This window comes from Dietzia sp. NPDC055343, from assembly GCF_053645265.1.
Window position 1 is genome coordinate 15,556 of record NZ_JBSHMJ010000029.1, and the last position, 19,699, is coordinate 35,254.

The following is a 19,699-nucleotide window of genomic DNA, read 5'->3' on the forward strand; positions in this document are numbered from 1 at the left end:
TGCGAGTAAAAACTCGCGTCATAGTTGCCTCCATGACCACCACCATGTTTCCGGTCCGTCACCGCGCCGCAGAGGAGCGTTCTGAGCGAATGGGCCGCACGCTGAAGCGCGTGGCCAAGGTCGAGGACCTCGACGAGGAGTTGATGGACCGACTCGGCCGCGGCTTCACCGAGAAGGACCAGCTCGGCAGTCGCCTGGCCAAGGCCATGCGCAAGCGCAAGGGCGAGCCGGGCTCGGTGACCCACCGGCAGCTCAGCGAGGCCCTCGAGATCGGATCTGCCGGCCTGCGTGGGCGCGACGACGTGGCGCCGGTCCTCATCGAGTACCTCGAGACGCTCGAGGCCACACCGGACTGGGTCGACTGGGACCGGATCGCGCGCGGCCAGAAGGCCTACCTGCGGTTCGGGCAGAACGCGGCCGACGTGCTGCTGCAGCTCTCGCTCATCGGCGGCTACCGCTTCGGCGGCCCATCCGACCTGCTGGTGGCCACCGGGGGCCTGACCGGCGGCACCACCCTGCGCCGCCTCGCCGAGACGCAGCACTGGGCCATGAAGCTCTCGCTGCCCGGCGGGCTGGACCCGCACGGTGAGGCCTGGCGGCTCACGGGCCATGTCCGGGCCATGCACGCGGTCGTCAATGACTCCATGGAGCCGCGGTGGGACGTCGATCAGTGGGGCCTGCCCATCAATCAGACGGACCTGGCTTCGACTCTCGGCCTCTTCGACGCCGTGGTGCTCCTCGGCGTGCGCGTGCTCGGCGTGCCGGTCAGCAGGCAGGAGTCCGCCGACATCATGCACGTGTGGCGCTATGTCGGCTGGCTGCTCGGCGTGGACGAGGACATGCTGGTCGAGCGCGAGCGCGAGCGGCACCGCATCAACTACCACATCCTGCAGGCTCAGGCCGACCTCAGCGAGGCCGGCCCACAGCTCACGCAGGCACTGGTGCAGGCGCATCGTGACCGCCACCGGGCGGGGCCGCTCCCCCGCGTCCAGGCGTGGTTCGCCTACGAGCGGCTGCTCAGCATGCTCACCGTGTTTCTCGGGCGCGAGTCGATGCGCGAGTTCGGCTTGCCCGTCCGTCCGCCGTGGGCCCACTTCTACATCGCCGGACTCAACACGCTGCGCTACCGCACGCCGTTCGGTCGCGCCCGCCTCGAGGACTGGGGCCGGAGGGTGTACGCCCGCCAGGAGCGTGAGACGTTCGGCACGGCCAAGGCGGACATCGGGCGTCCCAAAATCGACTGAAACTCGGGACGGGCGGACGCCGACCCCTTCGCGCATCGCCCATCCGCCCGGTGCCCGCGCACGCACCCGCCCACAGGACCCTCGGACCTCAGTTCGCGAGATGAGGCACTTTCGGCACATTTATGACTATGTGGCTATTCCACCTCATGTCAGCAGTGTGTGGCACGATCACCGCATGTACGTGCTGACGATCGACCAGCGACACAGCCGCACCAGCCAGGACCGCGTGCCGCGGCTCCTCGAGGCGCTCGCGGAAGCGGAGGTGCCGTGCGTCGCCGCGTTCGAGCGCACCGCCGGCGACGAGGTCCAGGGGCTGCTCGACGAGCCGGCCGCCGTCCGCGCCGCGCTACTCACGACACTGCGCGACGGCGACTGGCACTGCGGGGTCGGGGTGGGAGAGGTCGATGACGACTCGTTCGCCACCGGCACCCGCGCCGGCCGGGGGCCCGCCTACCTGGCAGCACGTGAAGCGGTGGAAGCGGCCAAGTCGATGACCGGCTCCGTCGCGGTGCGCGTTCCGGGCGATTCCGGCGCGGAGGCGACCGCCTGGGCCGCCGACTGCGAAGCCGTGTGGACGCTCGTCGCAAGGCTCGTGCTCGAGCGGACCGAGGCGCAGTGGCGCGCCGTGGACGCGGTCGACCGCTCCCCCACCCAGGCCGCGGCCGCCGAGGAGCTGGGCATCACACCGACCTCCGTCGCCGGGGCTCTACGCCTGTCACACATCCGGCAGGAGCGGGCCGCCTACCCCGCGCTCGACCGGCTCCTCGCGGGCGCCCACGCCGCCGCGACCGGCGCCGACCCCCGCGACGGCGGCCGCGCTAGCGTCGGATCCGATCCCACGACGGGAACAGGAGCCGACCGATGAGCGCCTGGCCGGACTGGCTCGCCGTGGCCGTGGTGGTGCTGTCGACGCTGGTCGTCTCGGCAGCGATCGGCTCGCCCATCGCCTCGCTCGTCCTGCGCTCGGCGCGCGTGCCCGAGCCACCCACGGTCGAGATCAGCGGAGACAAGCGCAGCCCCGTGGTGAGCCGACGCGAGAGCGCGCCCCCGGACGGCGGGGTCCGCGAGGTGCTGCGCGGCGGGATGTGGATCGGGATCCTCGAACGCGTGGGCCTGACCGCCGCGATCCTCGCGGGCCGGTTCGAGCTGGCCGCCGTGGTGGTGGCGATCAAGGCCCTGGGCCGCTACCCCGAGATCCGGGAGAACCCGGCGGTGAGTGAGCGCTTCATCATCGGCACCCTCGCCTCACTCCTGGTGGCGGCCGCCTGCGGGGCCGCGGGCCTCGTCGTGCTGGGCGCCGTGACCTGAACCGGTGAGCCCGGGCCGGTCGGACACGTACCCTCGGCCACACCATGCTCACGACGATTCTGGTTCTCCTGCTGGGGATCGTGACGATCCTGGTGATCATCGCGGCCAACGGCTACTTCGTGGCGCAGGAATTCTCGTACATGTCCGTCGACCGCAACCGCCTGGCCGCGCAGGCCGAGGCCGGCGACGCCACGGCGGAACGCGTCCTCAAGATCACCGAACGCACCTCCTTCATGCTCTCGGGCGCACAGCTGGGCATCACGGTCACCGGCCTGCTCGTGGGTTTCGTGGCCGAGCCACTGGTCGGCGAATCGCTGGGTGAACTCCTCGGCGTGGCGGGCGTGCCCGCGGCGGTGAGCGTCAGCGTCGGCACCGTGCTCGCCCTGGCGGCGTCCACGATCGTGCAGATGATCTTCGGCGAGCTGTACCCCAAGAACCTCGCGATCGCCGCCCCCGAACCCCTCGCGCGCGCACTCGCCCGCTCGACCCGCATCTACCTGGCCGTGTTCGGCTGGCTGATCATCGTGTTCGACCGCGCCTCCACCGGCCTGCTCCGGCTGGTCAAGGTCGAGCCCGCGGAGGATCTGGACTCCTCGGCCACGGCGGCCGATCTGGAGCGCATCGTCGCCGACTCCCGAGCGAGCGGCGAACTGCCCGTGCAGCTCTCGATGCTCATCGACCGGATCCTCGATTTTCCTGACCGCACCGTCGAGCACGCCATGATCCCCCGCGCCCAGACCAGCATCGTCCCACCGCAACTCACCATGGCCGAGGTCCGCGAACTCATGGCCCGGGGCCACTCCCGCTACCCGGTGGTCGCCGACGACGAACCGCTCGGCGTGATCCAACTGTCCGACCTCCTGCACCACGGCGCCGACCCGGACGCGACCGTCGCCGACCTCATGCGCCCTCCGGTCGTGCTGCCCGCACTCATGCCGCTGCCCGACGCGCTCGCCAAGCTCACCGGCGAACGCACGCAGCTGGCGGCGGTGGTCGACGAGTTCGGCGGATTCGCCGGCGTGTTGACCATCGAGGACATGGCCGAGGAGGTGATCGGCGAGCTCACCGACGAGCACGACGAGCGGTTCGACAACGTCATCGTGGCCGACGGCGAGAACCGCTGGCGCATCGACGGCGGGGTCCACATCGACGAGGTCGAGCGCGCCCTCGGCCACCAACTCCCGCACGGCGACTTCGAGACCATCGCCGGCCTGACCATCGCCGCCCACCGCGAACTCCCCGAGGAGGGCGAGACGATCACCGTCGGGCTGCCGGTCGAACCGCGCGAGTTCGTCGCCTCCGATCCGCGCCGGTACGCCGTGGAGATCACGGTGGCCAGGGTCGAACACCGCGTCCCCGCCGAGGTACTGGTCAGCCTGGTGGAAGTCGACGACGACAACGACGACATCGGCGGTCTGTGATGAGCAGTCCCGTTGTCGTCGTCATCATCACTCTCGGCCTGATCGCGGCGAGCGCGTTCTTCGTGATCACCGAGTTCTCCCTCCTCGGCGCACGCCGCCACCGGCTGGAGGTCGACGCCCCGCGCAGCGCGTCGGCTCGGGCGGCGATCCGCGGCATCGACGAGCTCACCGTGATGCTCGCCGGGGCGCAACTCGGGATCACCGTCTGCACGTTCGCGCTCGGCGCCGTGACCAAACCCGCCGTGGACGCCTGGCTCGGGCCCGCGCTCGGCTCGCTCGGGATTCCCGGCGGGGTGGCCGGCGGCGCGTCGTTCGTGCTGTCGCTGCTGCTGGTGACGTTCCTGCACCTCGTCGTGGGCGAGATGGCTCCCAAGTCGTGGGTGATCGCCGATCCCGAGCGGGCCGCCCGGCTGGTCGGCGTGCCGGCGCGGGCGTTCACCTGGGTGTTCCGGCCGCTGCTGCTGTGGATCAACCGCATGGCCAACAGGCTCGTGTCCGCCAGCGGGGTCGAGCCGGTGGACCGCGCGGCCGTGGGCGGGCAGGACGCCGACACCATCCGGCAACTCGTCGAGCACTCGGCGGCGGTCGGCGCGCTGGAGGCGTCCATCCGCTCCCCGCTGGCCGGCGCCCTCGAACTGGAGCACCTCACCGTCGGCGGCCTCGTGGACTCCGGGCGGGCGCCGACCGCGGTGGCCGCCGACGCCACCGTGGCACAGGTGCAGGACGCCGCCGCACGCACCGACCACATGCGGATCCTGATCTTCGAGGAGCCGGGGCCCGACGGCGGTCGGCGCCGCGATCCGGAGGTGGTGCATGTGCGCGACACGCTGCTCGAACCCGACGACGCCCCCGCCCGACCACTGGCCCGCACCGCGATGTGCCTGGACCGGGCGACGCCCGTGTACGAGGCGCTGGCCAAAGCGCGGGAGCGCAGCGAGCAACTCATGGTGGTGACCGAGGACCGGACGTTCGTCGGGGTGCTGACCGTGGCCGACATCCTGCGAAGGATCCTGCCCGAGCCGCGACCCTTCCTCGACTCCGCCGGGCCCGAACGAATAACCTGAACCGCATGGTGACCATCCGCCCCGCGACCTCAGCAGACGCGCAGACCGTCGCGAAGCTCCTCTCCGAGGCGTTCCGCGACGACCCCGCGTGGGCGATGTCCTACTCCGATCCCGCCACCCGACCGAAGAAACTCGAGGCACACTATCGTCACCGGGTGCGCCGTCACCCCGAGCTCGCCGACGTGGCCGTGGACGGGGATCAGGTCGTCGGCGCCCTGCTGTGGGAGGCGCCCCGGTCCGAATCGCGTCCCACTGCCCTCCTGCGCTCGGCATGGCGGGTCGTCCAGCGCATCGTGAGCCGGCTGCCGGGTGCCCGCGGACTCGCCCACACCCTCGCGGTGGAGGTGTACCGGCCGCTCGAGCCGCACTGGTACCTGCACGACATCGCCGCCGGCCCGCAGGCCCGCGGCAAAGGCGTCGGCTCGGCGCTGCTCACGCACCGCCTCGCCGCGATCGACGCCTCCGCGACGACTCTGGCGGCGCTCGAGGCAACCTCCCCGGGCAGCCGTCGCCTGTACGAGCGCTTCGGGTTCGAGGCCGTCGGCCGGGTGCCCACCCTGCCCGGTCAGGCGTCGACGGTCATGGTGCGCCGACCGGACTGAGCCAGTAGCCCGACACTGGGCTCCACAAGAATGACTTAGGTCAGCCAGCGGCACCCGGCTTGATGGTTCCATCCGGGTTAAGTACACCCGGTACGAACTCGACCCAGCGCGCAGGGCTGGGGGTTCCCATGAAGGTGCAGCGGAGCTTGTTTGGCGACAATTCGCCGATTCTCGACTGCGGGCAGGTATCACCCGGCCGCGGGTCCGGCATCGAGGCAGGGGCCGGAGCTGGCGACGGGACCGGCATTGGCGGAAGACGGAACTCCCACTCAAGTGGGTACGGAAGCGGAGGAAGCTGCCAGATCGGGATATCGAACGGACGCGGAACAATGATGGGGTCGACGACTGACCCGACAGCGGGCTGCGCGCTGGCGGCGGGAGCCAGAGCAATCGCCATTCCAGCGACAACTGGCGCGAGAGCCACGGTGGTGACAAAGCGTTTCACGGGACCCCATTTCGAGCGGCTGTGCACAGTGTTGTAAACATACCCTTAATCGAAAAGGGGGTCCTCTCCCCCGCGACCTGTACTACCTCAAGCCAGCGCGAACCCATGGACTGCACTCGCGCCTGTCGGACTCCGATGGTTTGATAAGCCCTACCGCTCAGAGAAACCGGAGTTTCGATGTCCCGCACTCGCACCACGCTCGCCGCTATCGCGAGCGTGCTCACACTCGGAGTGGCGATCGCCCCAGCGGCGCAGGCCCAGCCTCTGCCCGGCGGTTCGGTCGAGCTTCCGCCGCTGGCTCCATTTGCTGTACCTGTTCCCGCGGGGTCGACAAGTAACCAGTTGCCAGACCTCCCCTACCCGCTCTTTTGGAACGACCCCGTCGCGCCGGCACGATACACCGCTTCGAACTGGGTGATTCCGTTCAGCTACTGCCCTGCCCGCAACCAACGGGCCTTCGCCGAGGACGGGACCCAGCTCTGGTGCACCCAATTGGAACGCACAGATGCGAAGCTCTGGGCCCCGTACACGACTCTCGTGCCGTACCCAGCGCCCGCACTCGCTCCCGGATTACCCACACGTACCGAGGTCGCCAATTCGCTCGCCGCGAAGCCGTGTGAGGATATCGGGACGACATCCATCGACCCCTCCAACGGCCAAGAGGCGTACTGCGACATCAACTGGGTCGATTTTGGCTACGCGGTCTGGCAGTACCAACCCGGTTCCTAGCCGCCTGCGCAGCCGCCCTCCGGTTTGGTCGACATCACGCCCGGCGCCACCGCAGTGGCGCCAACACGTTCCGCAGAGATGCCGACAAGCCAGGCCCGAACATAAAACGGGCCGGGCCGCGCGACCATGAAGTCGCACAGCCCGGCCCCCAACCGATAGTCAGCCCCGAGACGCGCCTGGACGACGGGGCTGCGATACGTCAGATGATCGGAACGCCCTCTTCCTTTGCCTCGAGAGCCTCCTTGACGAAGCCCCGCACGATCACGGCGAGCGTGCCGGCCACGATCACAGGCCAGATGAGTACATAGATCGTCAGCAGAATCGGTGACATCAGTAGTCCGCCTTCCTTTCCTCAGACGTGGATCTTGTCGTCGTCGTCATCGTCCGACCGGCGCGCATCGCGCCCGGCCGACACCGACTCGGAGTGCTCTTCGGCCTCGGCTTCCTCCTCGAGGGCCTCAGCCACCTCCTCGGTGTCGTAGTCGGCGGTGCGACGGGCGATCTTGGCGAAGTCGAACTCCATCGAGCTCCGCGCCGACATCGCGAAACAGACGATCGTGCTCACCGCGTACGCCACGAGCGACGCCGTCAGCGTGTCGTAGTCGCGCAGGAAGCCGAACACGAACGGCGCACTGACCACCGCGGCGATTCCGCCGATGATGAGCGCGGCGCGTGTGCCGAAGAAACCGAACACCATCAGGCCCAACACCACGCCGACACCGACGACGGCCAGCGCCTCGATGATCCAGGGCGCCACGCCCGTGTCCGGGATGAGCCCGAAGCGCGTGGGCAGGAAGACCGCCAGCGCCACCAGCACGGACACCGTGAACGCCGAGTTGGTGACCTTCTTCCAGTAGAAGCTCGCGATCACCGGGAACACCAACGCGCCCCAGAGCGCACCGACGAAGACCAACAAGTCCAGGATGTTGAACCGGATGTTGGCGAACACCAGCGCGGCGACCGTCGCCAGGATCATCGTGACGCGGCCGATCGTGAGCATCGTGCGCGGGTTCGGGGTCCGGCCCCGGCTGCGCATGCTCTGGCCGTAGACGTCCGTCATCGCGATCGACGACATGGCCGCCAGATCCGAGTCCGCGGTCGACGAGAGCGAACCGATGATCATGATGAAGAACACCGCGACCAGCAGGCCCGGCAGGTACTCGGCCGCCACCTGCGGCAACAGGTTGTTCGGGTCGCCATCAGCCGGCGAGATGCCCGCGTACAGCGCGAGCACGCCGACCATGCCGATGCCGATGATCGTGGCGCCGTAGCCGATCGTCGCCGTGATGAACGTCGGCTTGATGAGATCCTCGCGCACCGCGAACAGGCGCTGCGCGATCGTCTGGTTACCGATCGCGTACGCCAGGACGGCGGCGATGTAGGGCGCGCCCTGGTTGAGGAACGCGTCAGAGGAGAAGAACGACTGCTGCTGCGGCGTCAGGTTCTGGGCGCCGGAAGAGAACAACTCGACTCCGCCCAGGAAGAAGAAGATCGACGGCACGATGATGACCACCGCACCCAGCATCGCCAGCACCTGCGCGAAGTCCGTCAGCACCGAGGCGCGGAAACCCGACCACAGCGTGTACAGCAGCACGCCACCGGCGATCACGATGACGCCCTGGATGAAGCTGAACGGGCTGAGCATGGAGATCAGCGCGCCACCGGCGATGAAGTTCGACGTCAACGAGATGACGGAACCGAGGATGTTGGATCCGGCCAGCATGAGCTGGGAGGACCGGCCGTGGCGGGCGAACATGACCTCTGCGAGCGTGTGTGCCTGCGGCGCGACCTTCCGGATCCGCCGACCGAAGGGGTAGATGAACAGGATCATCAGGGCACCCCAGAGCCCGTAGTGAATCGGACCGGACACTCCGTAGAGGTAGCCCGAGTTGACCGAGGCGTACATGGATGACGCCCAGATCCAGGTCGCGGTCATCGACGCGGCCGAGATGCCGAAGCCGATCTTGTGGCCAGCCGTCATGTAACTGTCCGCGTTCTCGTCACGACGCGCGATCCGCATCGACATGAACATCGTCCCGCCATAGAACAACAGCAGGAGAAGAACGACAGCCGTAGCGCTCAATGCAGTTGTGCTGAGCAAACCCATCTGCCCCTTTCCCTCTTAATTTGTTGTACGAACGATCAGAGCATAGTGAAACCTGGGGAGAAACTGAGAACCGTACTGGTCAGACCGCTTTGTCGGAATCTACAAACGCGGCTTCCCGGCCCCGCGCCGCTCGCGACATCTGGACTGCAGCGCACAGACTTTTTTGACGAATTCGCTGGTGGGGCGACCTCGCCCGCGCCGAGGTCGTCTTGGCCGATTCCACAACGCGCCCCCCGCAGGCAGGCATGCGTGCAATGGCAGGTCACGCGCGCGGCCGCGCTTCAAGCGAGCCCGTCAGGCGAGTGCTTCAGGCGAGTGCGTCAGGCAGGGCTTGTCAGGCGGGCCAGGCGGCGCGCCAGTCGGCCGGAGTGGCCTGGGCGGCAGGCACGCGGAGCGCGGATTCGGCGGCGCGAACCCGGTCGGCGAAGGCGCGGACGACCTGCCGGTAGGAGACCTCGGCTGAGCCCGATTCGTGGAAGACGCCCACCGGGTCCACGCGGACGATCCGCATGGCCTCCGGTATCAGGTCGTCGGGGAGGCCGGCCGAGCGGGCGCGGCCCAGCACCTTCTGTCCCAGTGCGAGCGCGGGCTGGTCCCACGAGATGCCGTCCACCACCGAGCGGGGCGGGCGGCCGGCGCGCTCGGCAGCGCGCTTCTCCGCCTGTTTGGCCTCCTGCCACAGCCGGTCCTGTTCGGCGGAGTCGAGGCTGTCCGACTGGTACGTACCGTCACCGTCCGCGTCGGTGAACCAGTAGGGCGCCCGACGACGAAGCTTGTCGAGCAGTGCTCCGGCCACGTCCTGAACGTCGAACGCACCCTCGGTCCGCTCCGCGCCGATCGCGGCGTGGAACAGCACCTGCAGCAGCAGGTCGCCGAGCTCGGAGATCAGCTCGTCGCGATCGCCGTCGGCCACCGCGTCGACCAGCTCCCAGGACTCCTCGATGAGGTACGGCAGCAGCGAGGCATGCGTCTGGGACGACTCCCACTCCCCGTCGCGACGGATCCGGGTCATGAGGGCCACGGCCTCGGCCAGCCGGTCGTGACCCTCGTTGCGGTCCCCCGCCGTCGAGAAGAGTGTTTCGACCACATCGGCCGAGTGATTCTGTGCGAAACCCTCTTCTCGATGGTCGGCGGGCTCGTGGCTCATCGCGCCCCGGGCCCCGACGCCCCGGCCGACGTCGCCATCGGCGCGGTCTCCGGCTGGACGACCGGGTTGGAGCCCTCCGGGTCGCCGGCCATGGCGGTCAGGAAGTCGGCGGCATACTGCAGCATCTCGTCGTCGCGCGCCTTCTCGCCCCCCGCACCAGCTCGCGCGCCCGCCGCCTTGGGCAGCGGCAGCAGCACGGTCTTCTGCGTGGCCCGGTACTGCGCGGCCGGATACATGCGCTTGAGCCGCATCTGCTGGGAATCGAGCAGGTCGAGCGGGCCGACACGCAGCCGGGAACCGGCGATCACGATCTCGCGGACCCGGTACTTCTGCGCCACCAACCGCAGCCGCGCCACGGACACCACACGTCGCGCCTCGACGGGCAGCGGACCGTATCGGTCGACGAGCTCCTCGACCACCGCGTCGATGTCAGCCGGCTCGCGCGCCTGCGAGAGCTTGCGGTACGCCTCGAGCCGCAGCCGGTCGCCGTCCACATACTCGGGCGGGATGAACGCGTCGACGGGCAGCTCGATGCGGATCTCGCCGAGCTCCTCCTCCACCTCGACCTTCTCGCCGTCCGCGATCGCGCGGTACGCCTCCACCGCCTCGCCGACCAGACGGATGTAGAGGTCAAAGCCGACGCCCGCGATGTGCCCGGACTGCTCGGCGCCCAGCACGTTGCCGGCCCCGCGCAGTTCGAGGTCCTTCATGGCCACGGCCATGCCGGCGCCGAGATCGTTGTTCTGGGCGATCGTGGCCAGCCGGTCGTAGGCGGTCTCGGTGAGCGTCTTCTCCGGGTCGTAGAGGAAGTAGGCGTAGCCGCGCTCGCGCGACCGGCCCACGCGCCCGCGCAGCTGGTGCATCTGCGACAACCCCAACTGGTCCGAGCGGTCCACGATCAGGGTGTTGGCGTTGGAGATGTCCAGGCCGGTCTCGACGATGGTCGTACACACCAGCACGTCGTACTCGCGGTTCCAGAAGCCGCCGACTGTCTGCTCGAGCTGCTCCTCCCCCATCTGCCCGTGCGCCACCACCACGCGCGCCTCGGGCACGAGGTCCCGGATCCGGGCGGCCGTGGAGTCGATGGTCCGCACGCGGTTGTGCACGTAGAACACCTGCCCCTCGCGCAGGAGCTCACGGCGGATCGCGGCCGCGACGTGCTTGTCCGAGTACGCGCCCACGTACGTCAGCACGGGCAGGCGTTCCTCGGGCGGGGTGAGGATCTGGCTCATCTCGCGGATCCCCGCGAGCGACATCTCCAGCGTTCGCGGGATCGGCGTGGCGGACATGGTCAGCACGTCCACGTGGGTTCGCAGGGAGGTGATGTGCTCCTTGTGCTCCACGCCGAAGCGCTGCTCCTCGTCGACGATCACCAGGCCCAGGTTCTTCCACCGCACACCCGTCGCGAGCAAGCGGTGCGTTCCGATCACCACGTCGACCGTCCCGTCGGCCAACCCGGCGAGGACTTCCTTGGCCTCGGCATCGGAGGTGAACCGGCTCAGTCCGCGGATGGTCACGGGGAAGCCGGTCATGCGCTCGGTGAACGTGGCCAGGTGCTGCTGCGCGAGCAGCGTGGTGGGCACCAACACGGCAACCTGGGTGCCGTCCTGCACGGCCTTGAACGCCGCCCGCACCGCGACCTCGGTCTTGCCGTAGCCCACATCGCCCACCACCACGCGATCCATCGGCGCGGGCTTCTGCATGTCCCCCTTGACCTCCTCGATCGCACTGAGCTGATCGATGGTCTCGGTGAACGGGAACGCGTCCTCCATCTCCCGCTGCCACGGGGTGTCCGGCCCGAACGCGCGCCCGGGCGCGGACTGCCGCTTGGCGTAGAGCTGGACGAGCTCGGTGGCGATCTCGCGGACGGCCTTGCGGGCCTTGCGCTTGGTGTTCTGCCAGTCCGCGCCACCCATCTTGGACAGCGTCGGAGCCTCACCGCCGACGTAGCGGCTGAGCTGGCCGAGGGACTCCATGGGCACGTACAAACGGTCCCCGGCGGCGCCTCGTTTGCCGGGCGCGTACTCGATAACCAGGTACTCGCGCCGCGACGCACCGTCACCACCGCGCACCTGCCGCTCGACCATCTCCACGAACCGGCCGATGCCGTGCTGGTCGTGGACCACCAGGTCCCCGGCCTTGAGCGCGAGAGGATCGACCTGGTTGCGGCGCTTGGAGTGTCGCGCCTTGGGACGCGCGGTGGCGCCGAGCCTGTTGCCGGTGAGGTCCGTTTCGGAGACGACGACGAGACCGTCACCACCCGCGGCACCCTCACCGCCGGTGAGCGCGAACCCGGCGTGCAGGACCGCCTCGTAGATCGTCACCAACCCGGCGGCTGGCTCGGCGCCGGCCTCGGCCGCGGTGGCCGGGACCTCCGCCTCGGCCAGTCGCTCCTTGACGCGGGCGACGGTGCCGTGGCCCGGGACCACGACCGCCGCCCGGCCTCCGCTGCCGACGAGTGCGCGCAGCCGGGTGAACATGGTCTCCATCTCGGAGTCCTTGCCACGCGGTGAGGGCGGGTCGCCGGCCTCGACGGTGATGGTCAGACCGTCCTCGGCCTCGGTGAGGAAGCCGCTCGGCACGAGCTGCCACCACGGCACGCCGGCCTCCTGCGCCTCTTCGCGGATCGACGAGAACGTGCGGTACCCGGAGCCGGACAGGTCCAGAGTCTCGCTGTCCACTGGGGCGTCGCCGCCCATGGTGGCCGCGGTCCACGAGGCCTCGAGGAACTCCCGGCCGGCGGCCGCCAGGTCACCGGCGCGACGGCGGACCTTGTCCGGGTCGCACACCACGACCCGGGTGCCCTCGGCCATGAGCATCGGCAGCGTGGCCATCTCGCCCGGCACCAACACCGAGGTCAGCGCCTCCATACCGTCGCGCGGGATGCCCTCGGCCAGTGAATCGAGCAGCTCGACCAGCGTCGGATTGGCGTCGTGCTCGGTGGCCAGCTCGCGGGCCCGGGCGCGCACGCCCTCGTCCAGCAGCAGCTCGCGGCACGGGTAGAGCGTGGCCGAGTCCTTCTCGCCCTCCGGCAGCGAGCGTTGGTCGGCCACCGAGAACTCGCGGATCTCGGCGATCGTGTCGCCTTCGAACTCGATGCGCAGCGGATGGTCCGCCGTCGTGGGGAACACGTCCACGATGCCGCCGCGCACCGCCACATCCCCCCGACGGGCCACCATGTCCTCGCGCACGTACGCGAACTCCGTCAACTCCACCAGCAGGTCCGTCGGGTCGAGATCCGCCCCCTTGACCAACCGGACCGGCTTCCGGCGGGCCGCCCCCGGAGAGATGGGCTGCACCACCGATCGCGCCGCCGCCACCACGATCCGCGGCGCGTGACCGGACATCACGGCACTGAGCACCCGCAGGCGGCGACCGATCGTGTCAGCCGCAGGCGAGAGACGTTCATGGGGCAGGGTCTCCCAGCTCGGGAACTGGGCCACCTCGTCGTCGTCATAAATCCCCGCCAGCTCGTCGGCCAGCTCCTCACACTCGCGCTCGGTGGCGGTGACCACCAGCAGCGGCGCCTGCTGCGCCAACGCCGTCACCAGGAACGGCCGCAGCGACTCCGGCGAGCGCACCACCGCAGCGTCCCGGCCCAGCCCCTCACGCAGGTCGGCCAGCGCCGGGTTCGCGAGAACAGCACCCGCCAGACCGGCGAGGGCTGCGGGAGCGCCCGCGGCGGGGATGTTCGTGGCGGTGGCGGTGGTGGTCACGCGTGTTCTGCCTCCGGGTGAGAAACGGTGCGCCGAGACCGACGCACGATCTCTCAGTCTAGAGGCGGCGGCGCGCCGGTACCCTGTGCCTATGCGCGAGACCACAGACGCCGAGCACGTCGACCCCGCCGACGAGCCGGCCGGCCCGGTGACCATCGCCCCCAGCGCCACCGACGAGGCGCCGGCCGACCGGGGCGACGTGGGCTCGCGACTGTTCACCGACCGCTGGATCGGCGTACTGCTGACCATCGGCTCCGCCCTCGCGCTGCTCGCGTCGTTCCAACTCAGCCTGGACAAGATCCGGCTGCTGGAGAATCCGGACTACATGCCGGCCTGCAACTTCTCGATCCTGATGAGCTGCAAGAGCGTCATCAACTCCGAGCAGGGTGCGGCGTTCGGGTTCCCCAACCCGTTCATCGGGCTGATCGGCTACGGCATCGTGATCGCGATCGGCGTGGCCGCCGCGTCCGGCGTGCGGTTCCCGCGCTGGTACTGGGTGGGCGCACTGCTCGGCCTGACGTTCGCCGCAGGGTTCGTGCACTGGCTGGCGTTCCAGTCGATCTTCGAGATCCAGGTGCTGTGCCCGTGGTGCATGGTCGTGTGGGCCACCACCATCCCCATGTTCTGGTACACGCTGCTGCACGTGCTGGGCAAGCTCACCCGCGCCGGCTGGGTGCGGGTGCTGCAGAGCTGGCACCTCGTACCCGTCGTGATCTGGTACCTGGCCGTCGCCGGGATCATCCTGTGGGCTTTCTGGGACTTCTACTGGGCGGACTTCTTCGCCAACCTCTGATCTGGCGGCCTCGCCCTGCGCTCCCACCGGCGTCGGCGGGCGCCCGCAGGCACCGGCGGATACCTACTAGAGTCCAATGCCTCACAGTGGACTGCCGTAGATCCGAATTACGGGCATGATCACTAGGCGTACGGGCTGAGAGCCCGCTGACAGAGAGGTGGAAGCAATGATCACGTCCCTCACCCGTAACTGGTGGGTCCAGCTGATCCGCGGTGTCCTGGCGCTCGTACTCGGCATCACCGCGCTGGTCGCCCCCGGCTCGAGCCTCACGCTCGCCGTGTTCCTCGTGGCGGCGTTCGCGATCGCCGACGGCGCCATGACCATCACCACGGGCCTGGGGCTGCGCGGGCACAGTGGCTCCTCGAGCCTGTTCATCGGGGCCGGCGCGCTCTTCATCGTGCTCGGCCTGGTCGTGCTGTTCTGGCCGTCCATCACCGTGACCGCGCTGGTGCTGCTGTTCGCGATCTGGCTGATCGCCTCCGGTGCGTTGCTGGCCTACGGCGCGTCCACCCTCCGGACGGTCGTCGCCAACGCGTGGATCATGGGTGCGGTCGGCGTTGTGATCGCGGTGGTGGGACTCGGCCTGGCGCTGTTCGGGCCGTCGACCATCGAGAATTTCCTGCCGTTCGCCGGCTGGTTCGGCGTGATCGTCGGTCTGATCATGATCGCGGTCTCGCTCCGCCTGCGCAGCGATGCGGCCAAGCTCTCGAGCGCCCCGGTGGCCGACGAGGTCTGATTCTCGGACTGACCGTTCAGGCAGGGCGTGATTGCCGTCCCTGCTGACACGGATGCCCCCGCTGCCCGCTATTCGAGGGCTGCGGGGGCATCGTTCTTTTCGGCGGGCCCTGTTCTTTCGGCGGGCCCTGTTCTTCTCGGTGGCCACGCCCTCGGCGCCTGCTCCGTCTGCTGCGGGCGTCCTCTCAGCGCCCGCGATACTGAGTGCCCGTGATTCACTGCCGACTTTGTCGTCACCATTGCGATGATCCCGCGTGTCCGCCGCAGTGGTGACGACCAAGATCGCAGTAGTTACGACCAACCGCGGTCGGTCGGCCCGGGGTCTGCGCGATAATCGACCGCACACCGCCGGTCCAGCCACCACTCACGGGAGAATCGCATGTCCTTCCAGGCGTACCTCGACACCATCGAGAAGAAGACCGGGCTCACGCCGCGCGAGCTCGTGGACAAGGCATCGGAGCGTGGCTTCGGTCCGGGGACGAAGGCCGGCCCGATTCTGGCCTGGCTCAAAGAGGACTTCGACCTCGGGCGCGGCCACGGCATGGCCTTGGTCCACGTGATCACCAAGGGACCCGAGATCAGCGAGAAACACGTCGGTACCGGTGGCTCGCACGCGGACGCCTCCGCCACGCTCTGGCTCGACGGCGCGGCCACCAACCCGGATCGGTGACTGCGTGCCCCCTGCGTGCCCCTCACACGATCCGTCTCCGGGTGTGGGATCGGGACAGCTCGTAGGTCTTGACCAGCCAGAAGGTGGCGAATGCGAAGAGCGTCGCCGATTCGACGACGAACAGCGCGGCGGTGGACTCCCACAACCACGCCATGAGCAGGGCGACGGCCGGGAGAAGGACAAGCAGGACCACCAACGTCCGGTAGGTCACGCGGTACCTCTGCTGCACACCGGGATCGGGAAGAGAGCTGATGGTCTCGGACCCGTAGAAGACGATCGACAGTGCTGCCAGGACGAAAAACGCCACCGCGGCCACCGCGTGGATGACGCTCACCGGACTCAGCCCTGGTAGCGCCGGATCCACGGTCGGAAACAGGGCCACGACAATAGCGAGAGTTCCTGCGGCGTTGAGCAGCCGGTTCTCACCGCGCGTATACCCGCGGTACGCCACCAGCGCCACGCCGATCGCCACCAGCGTTCCCACGACAAGGCCGCGCGCCGGCGTGTAATAGAAGGCGCTGATCGAATCCCTCATCGCCAGGTCGGGGTCGACAGCCACCCAGACGAGAAGTGCGACCGGGAGGGCGATCGCGCCGCCGGCGATGACCATCCGGAGGACGAAGTACGTCTCGACGACGTAGTCCGCCGGTGCCTCGCAGAAGGTGGTGGACTCGCCGTGGACCTCGCGTGCGCTCATGGGCCCGCATCACTTCCGGTGCGCTCAGGGCCGGGCCGGCCCCGGGCGCAGATCGCGCCCGGCCGAGTCGCCGGCCGGATGACTGTGGCCGGAGTACTTCGCCATGACGTCGGACTCGAGCGACGGCGCGGGATCGAGGTGCGACAGGCCGTTGAAGCAGAGATTGACGATATGCGCAGCCACGTTCTCCTTGGGCGGAGTGCGCTCGTCAAGCCACCACTGTGCGGTACCGGAGACCATGCCGACCAGGGCCTGGGCATAGACGTTCGTCGTGACCGGGTCGAACCCGCGGGCCACGAACTCCTCCTCGAGGATGTACGTGACACTGGCCGTGGCGTCGTTGAGCAGCGTCGAGTACGAGCCGCCATTGCTCAGCGATGAGTCACGCACGAGGATCCGGAACCCGTCGGTGCGCTCCTCCACGTAGCGAAGCAACGCCATCGCGGCGCGCTCGATGCGGCGGCGCGACCCCTCGCCCTCCAACGCCTCGGTGATCTCGGCACCCAAATAGGCCAACTCGCGGTCGCACACCACCGCGTACAGGCCCTCCTTGCCGCCGAAGTGCTCGTAGACGACGGGCTTGGACACGCCTGCGACCGACGCGATCTCCTCCACAGTGGCCGCGTCGTAGCCGTACTCGGCGAAGATCCGGCGACCCACCTCGACCAACTGCTGGCGACGCTTGGCCGCTGACATCCTGGTACGCGGCGTCGGCTGCGTTCCGGACTGTCCCGTCATGATGCTCGTCCTCCTCGGCGGCAACAGCTCCCCCGCCAGGACTCGAACCTGGAATGTCTGAACCAAAATCAGAAGTGTTGCCGATTACACCACGGGGGAACGGCCCACGGATGAGCCGTCATCAGTCTGACACATGAGATCGGGCCCTCCGGCGTGCACCTGCGTGCCGGAGGGCCCTGGCAGCTCCTCCTGCTCGCGTCAGAAGATCCCGCCGAAGATCCCCACGGCCAGCACCAGCAGCACGATGCCGATGATCGCCAGGACCGCCAGCGCGGGCTGCCGGCCGCGGCGCGGGGTGCGTTCGACCTCCGCGTCGGGCCCGAAGCCGGCGTGCTCGTCCTGACGGAAGTTCGGATCCGGCCCGGGACGGAAGTCCGGTTCGCGGCCGCCATTTCCACCGGGCGTGTTCGGTGCGCTCATGTGAACCGCTCCTCTTCCATCCGTGCGTAGGTCTCCAGCAGCTCCAGCGCGTGGGACCCCGCCTCACCCTCGGCCCGCAGGCCTGTCCGCATGCTCTCCAGCATCTCGCGTCCGTGCGGGAACGGCGGCAGAAGCGGGATATCCGGATCGGTGACGGCATCGATCACCGTGGGCCGGTCCGCCGAGAACGCTGCCTCCAGCGCCGGCGCCACCTCCTCGGCCGTCTCCACCCGTACCCCGCGCAGTCCGAGCAGTTCGGCATAACCGGCCATGTCGAAGCCGGGCACCTCCTGAGACCGCGCGAACCGGGGCTGGGCCTCGGACTCGCGCTGCTCCCAGCTCACCTCCGCCAGATCGCGGTTACTCAGCACCACCACGACCATCACCGGGTCCTCCCACCCGGGCCAGGACTCGGCCACCGTGATGAGCTCGTTGATTCCCAGCATCTGCATGGCGCCATCGCCGGCCAGCAGCGCCACGGGCCGGCCGGGGGCCCCGGCCTTGGCGGCCAGCGCGTAAGGCACCCCGCACCCCATCGACGCCAGCGTGCTGGACAGGTGCGCGGGCACCGAGGTGGGCAGGTCCATCTGCCGCACGTAGTGGTAGACGGAGCTGCCCACGTCCACCGACAGGCGGGCATCGTGCGGCAGACACTCGGCCAGCCGCCGCGCCACCAGCTCGGGGTTCAGCCCCCGCGCGGTCACCTCGGCCCGCTCGCGGGAGATCTCCCGCCACTGCCCCACCCACGTCTCGACATCCGAACGCCAGGTGGAGCGATCCCGGCTGGCGACCCGTTCGGTCAGCGCCCTCAGCGCATACGCCGCCTCACCGACCATCCCCACCTCGACCGGATAGCGGTTGGCCAGATTCGCCGGATCCAGATCGATCTGCACCGCCCGCGCCTGCCCCGGGCGCGGATAGAACTCCGTCCACGGATCGTTCGAACCGACGATCAGCAGGGTGTCGCAGTTCTGGAGGATCCGCGCACTCGCCGTCGTCCCCAGATGCCCCATGGTGCCGCCCACCAGCGGCGACGATTCGTCGACGTAGGGTTTGCCGAGCAAGCTCATCGTGACGCCCGCGTCCAGGCGCTCGGCCAGCTCCATGAGTTCGTCGCGCGCCCCGGCCACCCCACGCCCGGCCAGGATCGCGATCCGCTCCCCCGCGTCCAGGACTTCTACGGCGCGGGCCACGTCGTCGTCGCGCGGGGTCACCACGCCGTGCGTCCACTCGGGCGCGGTCACCACCACGCCGTGCTCCTGGTCGAGCTCGTCACCGAGCTCCGGCGCCGGCAGGTTCTGCACGTCGTGGGGCAGGACCACCACCACGGGCGTGCGATAGGTCAGCGCGGCGCGGAACGCACGGTCGAGGACCATCGGCACCTGCTCGGCCGACGCCACGGTCTGCATGTACGGCCCGGCCACGTCCGCGAACACGGCGGCTAGATCGATCTCCTGCTGGTAGCCGGAGCCGAGCACACTCGTGTGCTGCTGCGCGACCAGCGCCACCACGGGGACGCTGTCGAGCTTGGCGTCGTAGAGACCGTTGAGCAGGTGGGCGGCGCCCGGTCCCTGGGTGGAGCAGACCACGCCCGCCTGGCCGGAGTATTTGGCGTCGCCCACCGCCATGAACGCGGCCGCCTCTTCGTGGCGGGCGCGCATGAAGCGCGGGCCGACACCGGATCGGCGCAGCGCGCCGAGCAGGGGGTTGTTGCCGTCCCCCGCGTAGCCGTAGATCCTCTCGACGTCCCAGGCCGTCAGTCGTTCGACGACGACGTCGGCCACCGACTCCTTCTCTGCGGACCGAGTGTCCTCGGACATGGTGATCCCCTTTCCACCGGCGCACCTGAGGACGCCGCTGCCG

Annotated in this window: 18 protein-coding genes and 1 tRNA gene; 10 read left to right on the top strand and 9 right to left on the bottom strand. The window is 69.2% G+C overall.

What is annotated here, in order from left to right; translation table 11 throughout:
• Nucleotides 1–32 precede the first annotated feature (32 nt).
• The 7 genes from ACWIE7_RS13730 (at nucleotide 33) to ACWIE7_RS13760 (ending at nucleotide 6,813) form a co-directional block, all read left to right on the top strand.
• Nucleotides 33–1,244 (top strand): oxygenase MpaB family protein, encoded by a 1,212-nt coding sequence (locus ACWIE7_RS13730; protein ID WP_454069509.1) that lies wholly within the window; start codon nucleotides 33–35, stop codon nucleotides 1,242–1,244.
• Nucleotides 1,245–1,419: 175 nt separating this feature from the next.
• Nucleotides 1,420–2,109, top strand: coding sequence for a hypothetical protein (locus ACWIE7_RS13735; RefSeq protein WP_454069511.1), 690 nt, complete (start codon nucleotides 1,420–1,422; stop codon nucleotides 2,107–2,109).
• Nucleotides 2,106–2,552 (top strand): hypothetical protein, encoded by a 447-nt coding sequence (locus ACWIE7_RS13740; RefSeq protein ID WP_452100626.1) that lies wholly within the window; start codon nucleotides 2,106–2,108, stop codon nucleotides 2,550–2,552. The genes ACWIE7_RS13735 and ACWIE7_RS13740 overlap by 4 nt, the downstream gene beginning before the upstream one ends.
• A gap of 44 nt (nucleotides 2,553–2,596) precedes the next feature.
• On the top strand, nucleotides 2,597–3,973 hold the full coding sequence (locus ACWIE7_RS13745) for a hemolysin family protein (protein WP_454069513.1): 1,377 nt from the start codon (nucleotides 2,597–2,599) through the stop codon (nucleotides 3,971–3,973).
• Nucleotides 3,973–5,037 carry a CNNM domain-containing protein gene (locus tag ACWIE7_RS13750; RefSeq protein ID WP_454069515.1) on the top strand — a complete coding sequence of 355 codons (1,065 nt, stop codon included), beginning with the start codon at nucleotides 3,973–3,975 and terminating at the stop codon, nucleotides 5,035–5,037. Before ACWIE7_RS13745 ends, ACWIE7_RS13750 begins: the two co-directional genes overlap by 1 nt.
• 5 nt (nucleotides 5,038–5,042) lie before the next feature.
• Nucleotides 5,043–5,639 carry an N-acetyltransferase family protein gene (locus ACWIE7_RS13755; RefSeq protein ID WP_454069517.1) on the top strand — a complete coding sequence of 199 codons (597 nt, stop codon included), beginning with the start codon at nucleotides 5,043–5,045 and terminating at the stop codon, nucleotides 5,637–5,639.
• 622 nt (nucleotides 5,640–6,261) lie between these two features.
• Nucleotides 6,262–6,813, top strand: coding sequence for a hypothetical protein (locus ACWIE7_RS13760; RefSeq protein ID WP_454069519.1), 552 nt, complete (start codon nucleotides 6,262–6,264; stop codon nucleotides 6,811–6,813).
• Nucleotides 6,814–7,012: 199 nt separating this feature from the next.
• Here ACWIE7_RS13760 and ACWIE7_RS13765 read toward each other — a convergent pair whose 3' ends face one another.
• The 4 genes from ACWIE7_RS13765 to mfd form a co-directional block, all read right to left on the bottom strand.
• Complete coding sequence (locus ACWIE7_RS13765; protein ID WP_264887430.1) at nucleotides 7,013–7,144, bottom strand: putative transporter small subunit; 132 nt, start codon at nucleotides 7,142–7,144, stop codon at nucleotides 7,013–7,015.
• 21 nt (nucleotides 7,145–7,165) lie between these two features.
• Entirely contained in the window at nucleotides 7,166–8,920 is a 1,755-nt protein-coding gene (locus ACWIE7_RS13770; protein WP_454069521.1) for a sodium:solute symporter family protein, read from the bottom strand.
• 334 nt (nucleotides 8,921–9,254) lie between these two features.
• Nucleotides 9,255–10,067 carry a MazG nucleotide pyrophosphohydrolase domain-containing protein gene (locus tag ACWIE7_RS13775; RefSeq protein ID WP_452100631.1) on the bottom strand — a complete coding sequence of 271 codons (813 nt, stop codon included), beginning with the start codon at nucleotides 10,065–10,067 and terminating at the stop codon, nucleotides 9,255–9,257.
• The gene (gene mfd, locus ACWIE7_RS13780) at nucleotides 10,064–13,783 is read right to left on the bottom strand and encodes a transcription-repair coupling factor (protein ID WP_454069523.1); all 3,720 of its coding nucleotides are present in this window, start codon (nucleotides 13,781–13,783) and stop codon (nucleotides 10,064–10,066) included. Before mfd ends, ACWIE7_RS13775 begins: the two co-directional genes overlap by 4 nt.
• 91 nt (nucleotides 13,784–13,874) lie before the next feature.
• Here mfd and ACWIE7_RS13785 point away from each other — a divergent pair, with 91 nt between their 5' ends.
• From ACWIE7_RS13785 to ACWIE7_RS13795, 3 genes are all read left to right on the top strand, one after another.
• Nucleotides 13,875–14,576, top strand: a complete 702-nt coding sequence (locus ACWIE7_RS13785; RefSeq protein ID WP_454069525.1) for a vitamin K epoxide reductase family protein — start codon at nucleotides 13,875–13,877, stop codon at nucleotides 14,574–14,576.
• Between the two features lie 166 nt (nucleotides 14,577–14,742).
• Entirely contained in the window at nucleotides 14,743–15,312 is a 570-nt protein-coding gene (locus tag ACWIE7_RS13790) for an HdeD family acid-resistance protein (RefSeq protein WP_454069527.1), read from the top strand.
• 378 nt (nucleotides 15,313–15,690) lie between these two features.
• Entirely contained in the window at nucleotides 15,691–15,981 is a 291-nt protein-coding gene (locus ACWIE7_RS13795) for a DUF4287 domain-containing protein (RefSeq protein WP_452100636.1), read from the top strand.
• A gap of 22 nt (nucleotides 15,982–16,003) precedes the next feature.
• On the opposite strand, the gene ACWIE7_RS13800 is transcribed toward ACWIE7_RS13795, so the two are convergent.
• The 5 genes from ACWIE7_RS13800 to ACWIE7_RS13820 form a co-directional block, all read right to left on the bottom strand.
• On the bottom strand, nucleotides 16,004–16,678 hold the full coding sequence (locus tag ACWIE7_RS13800; protein WP_454069529.1) for a hypothetical protein: 675 nt from the start codon (nucleotides 16,676–16,678) through the stop codon (nucleotides 16,004–16,006).
• A gap of 24 nt (nucleotides 16,679–16,702) precedes the next feature.
• Entirely contained in the window at nucleotides 16,703–17,416 is a 714-nt protein-coding gene (locus ACWIE7_RS13805; RefSeq protein WP_454069531.1) for a TetR/AcrR family transcriptional regulator, read from the bottom strand.
• A gap of 27 nt (nucleotides 17,417–17,443) precedes the next feature.
• Nucleotides 17,444–17,515, bottom strand: a tRNA-Gln gene (locus ACWIE7_RS13810).
• Between the two features lie 99 nt (nucleotides 17,516–17,614).
• A complete protein-coding gene (locus ACWIE7_RS13815; protein ID WP_295649063.1) occupies nucleotides 17,615–17,836 on the bottom strand; it encodes a hypothetical protein in 222 nt (73 codons plus the stop codon).
• Entirely contained in the window at nucleotides 17,833–19,656 is a 1,824-nt protein-coding gene (locus ACWIE7_RS13820; protein ID WP_454069533.1) for a thiamine pyrophosphate-requiring protein, read from the bottom strand. The genes ACWIE7_RS13815 and ACWIE7_RS13820 overlap by 4 nt, the downstream gene beginning before the upstream one ends.
• Nucleotides 19,657–19,699 lie beyond the last annotated feature (43 nt).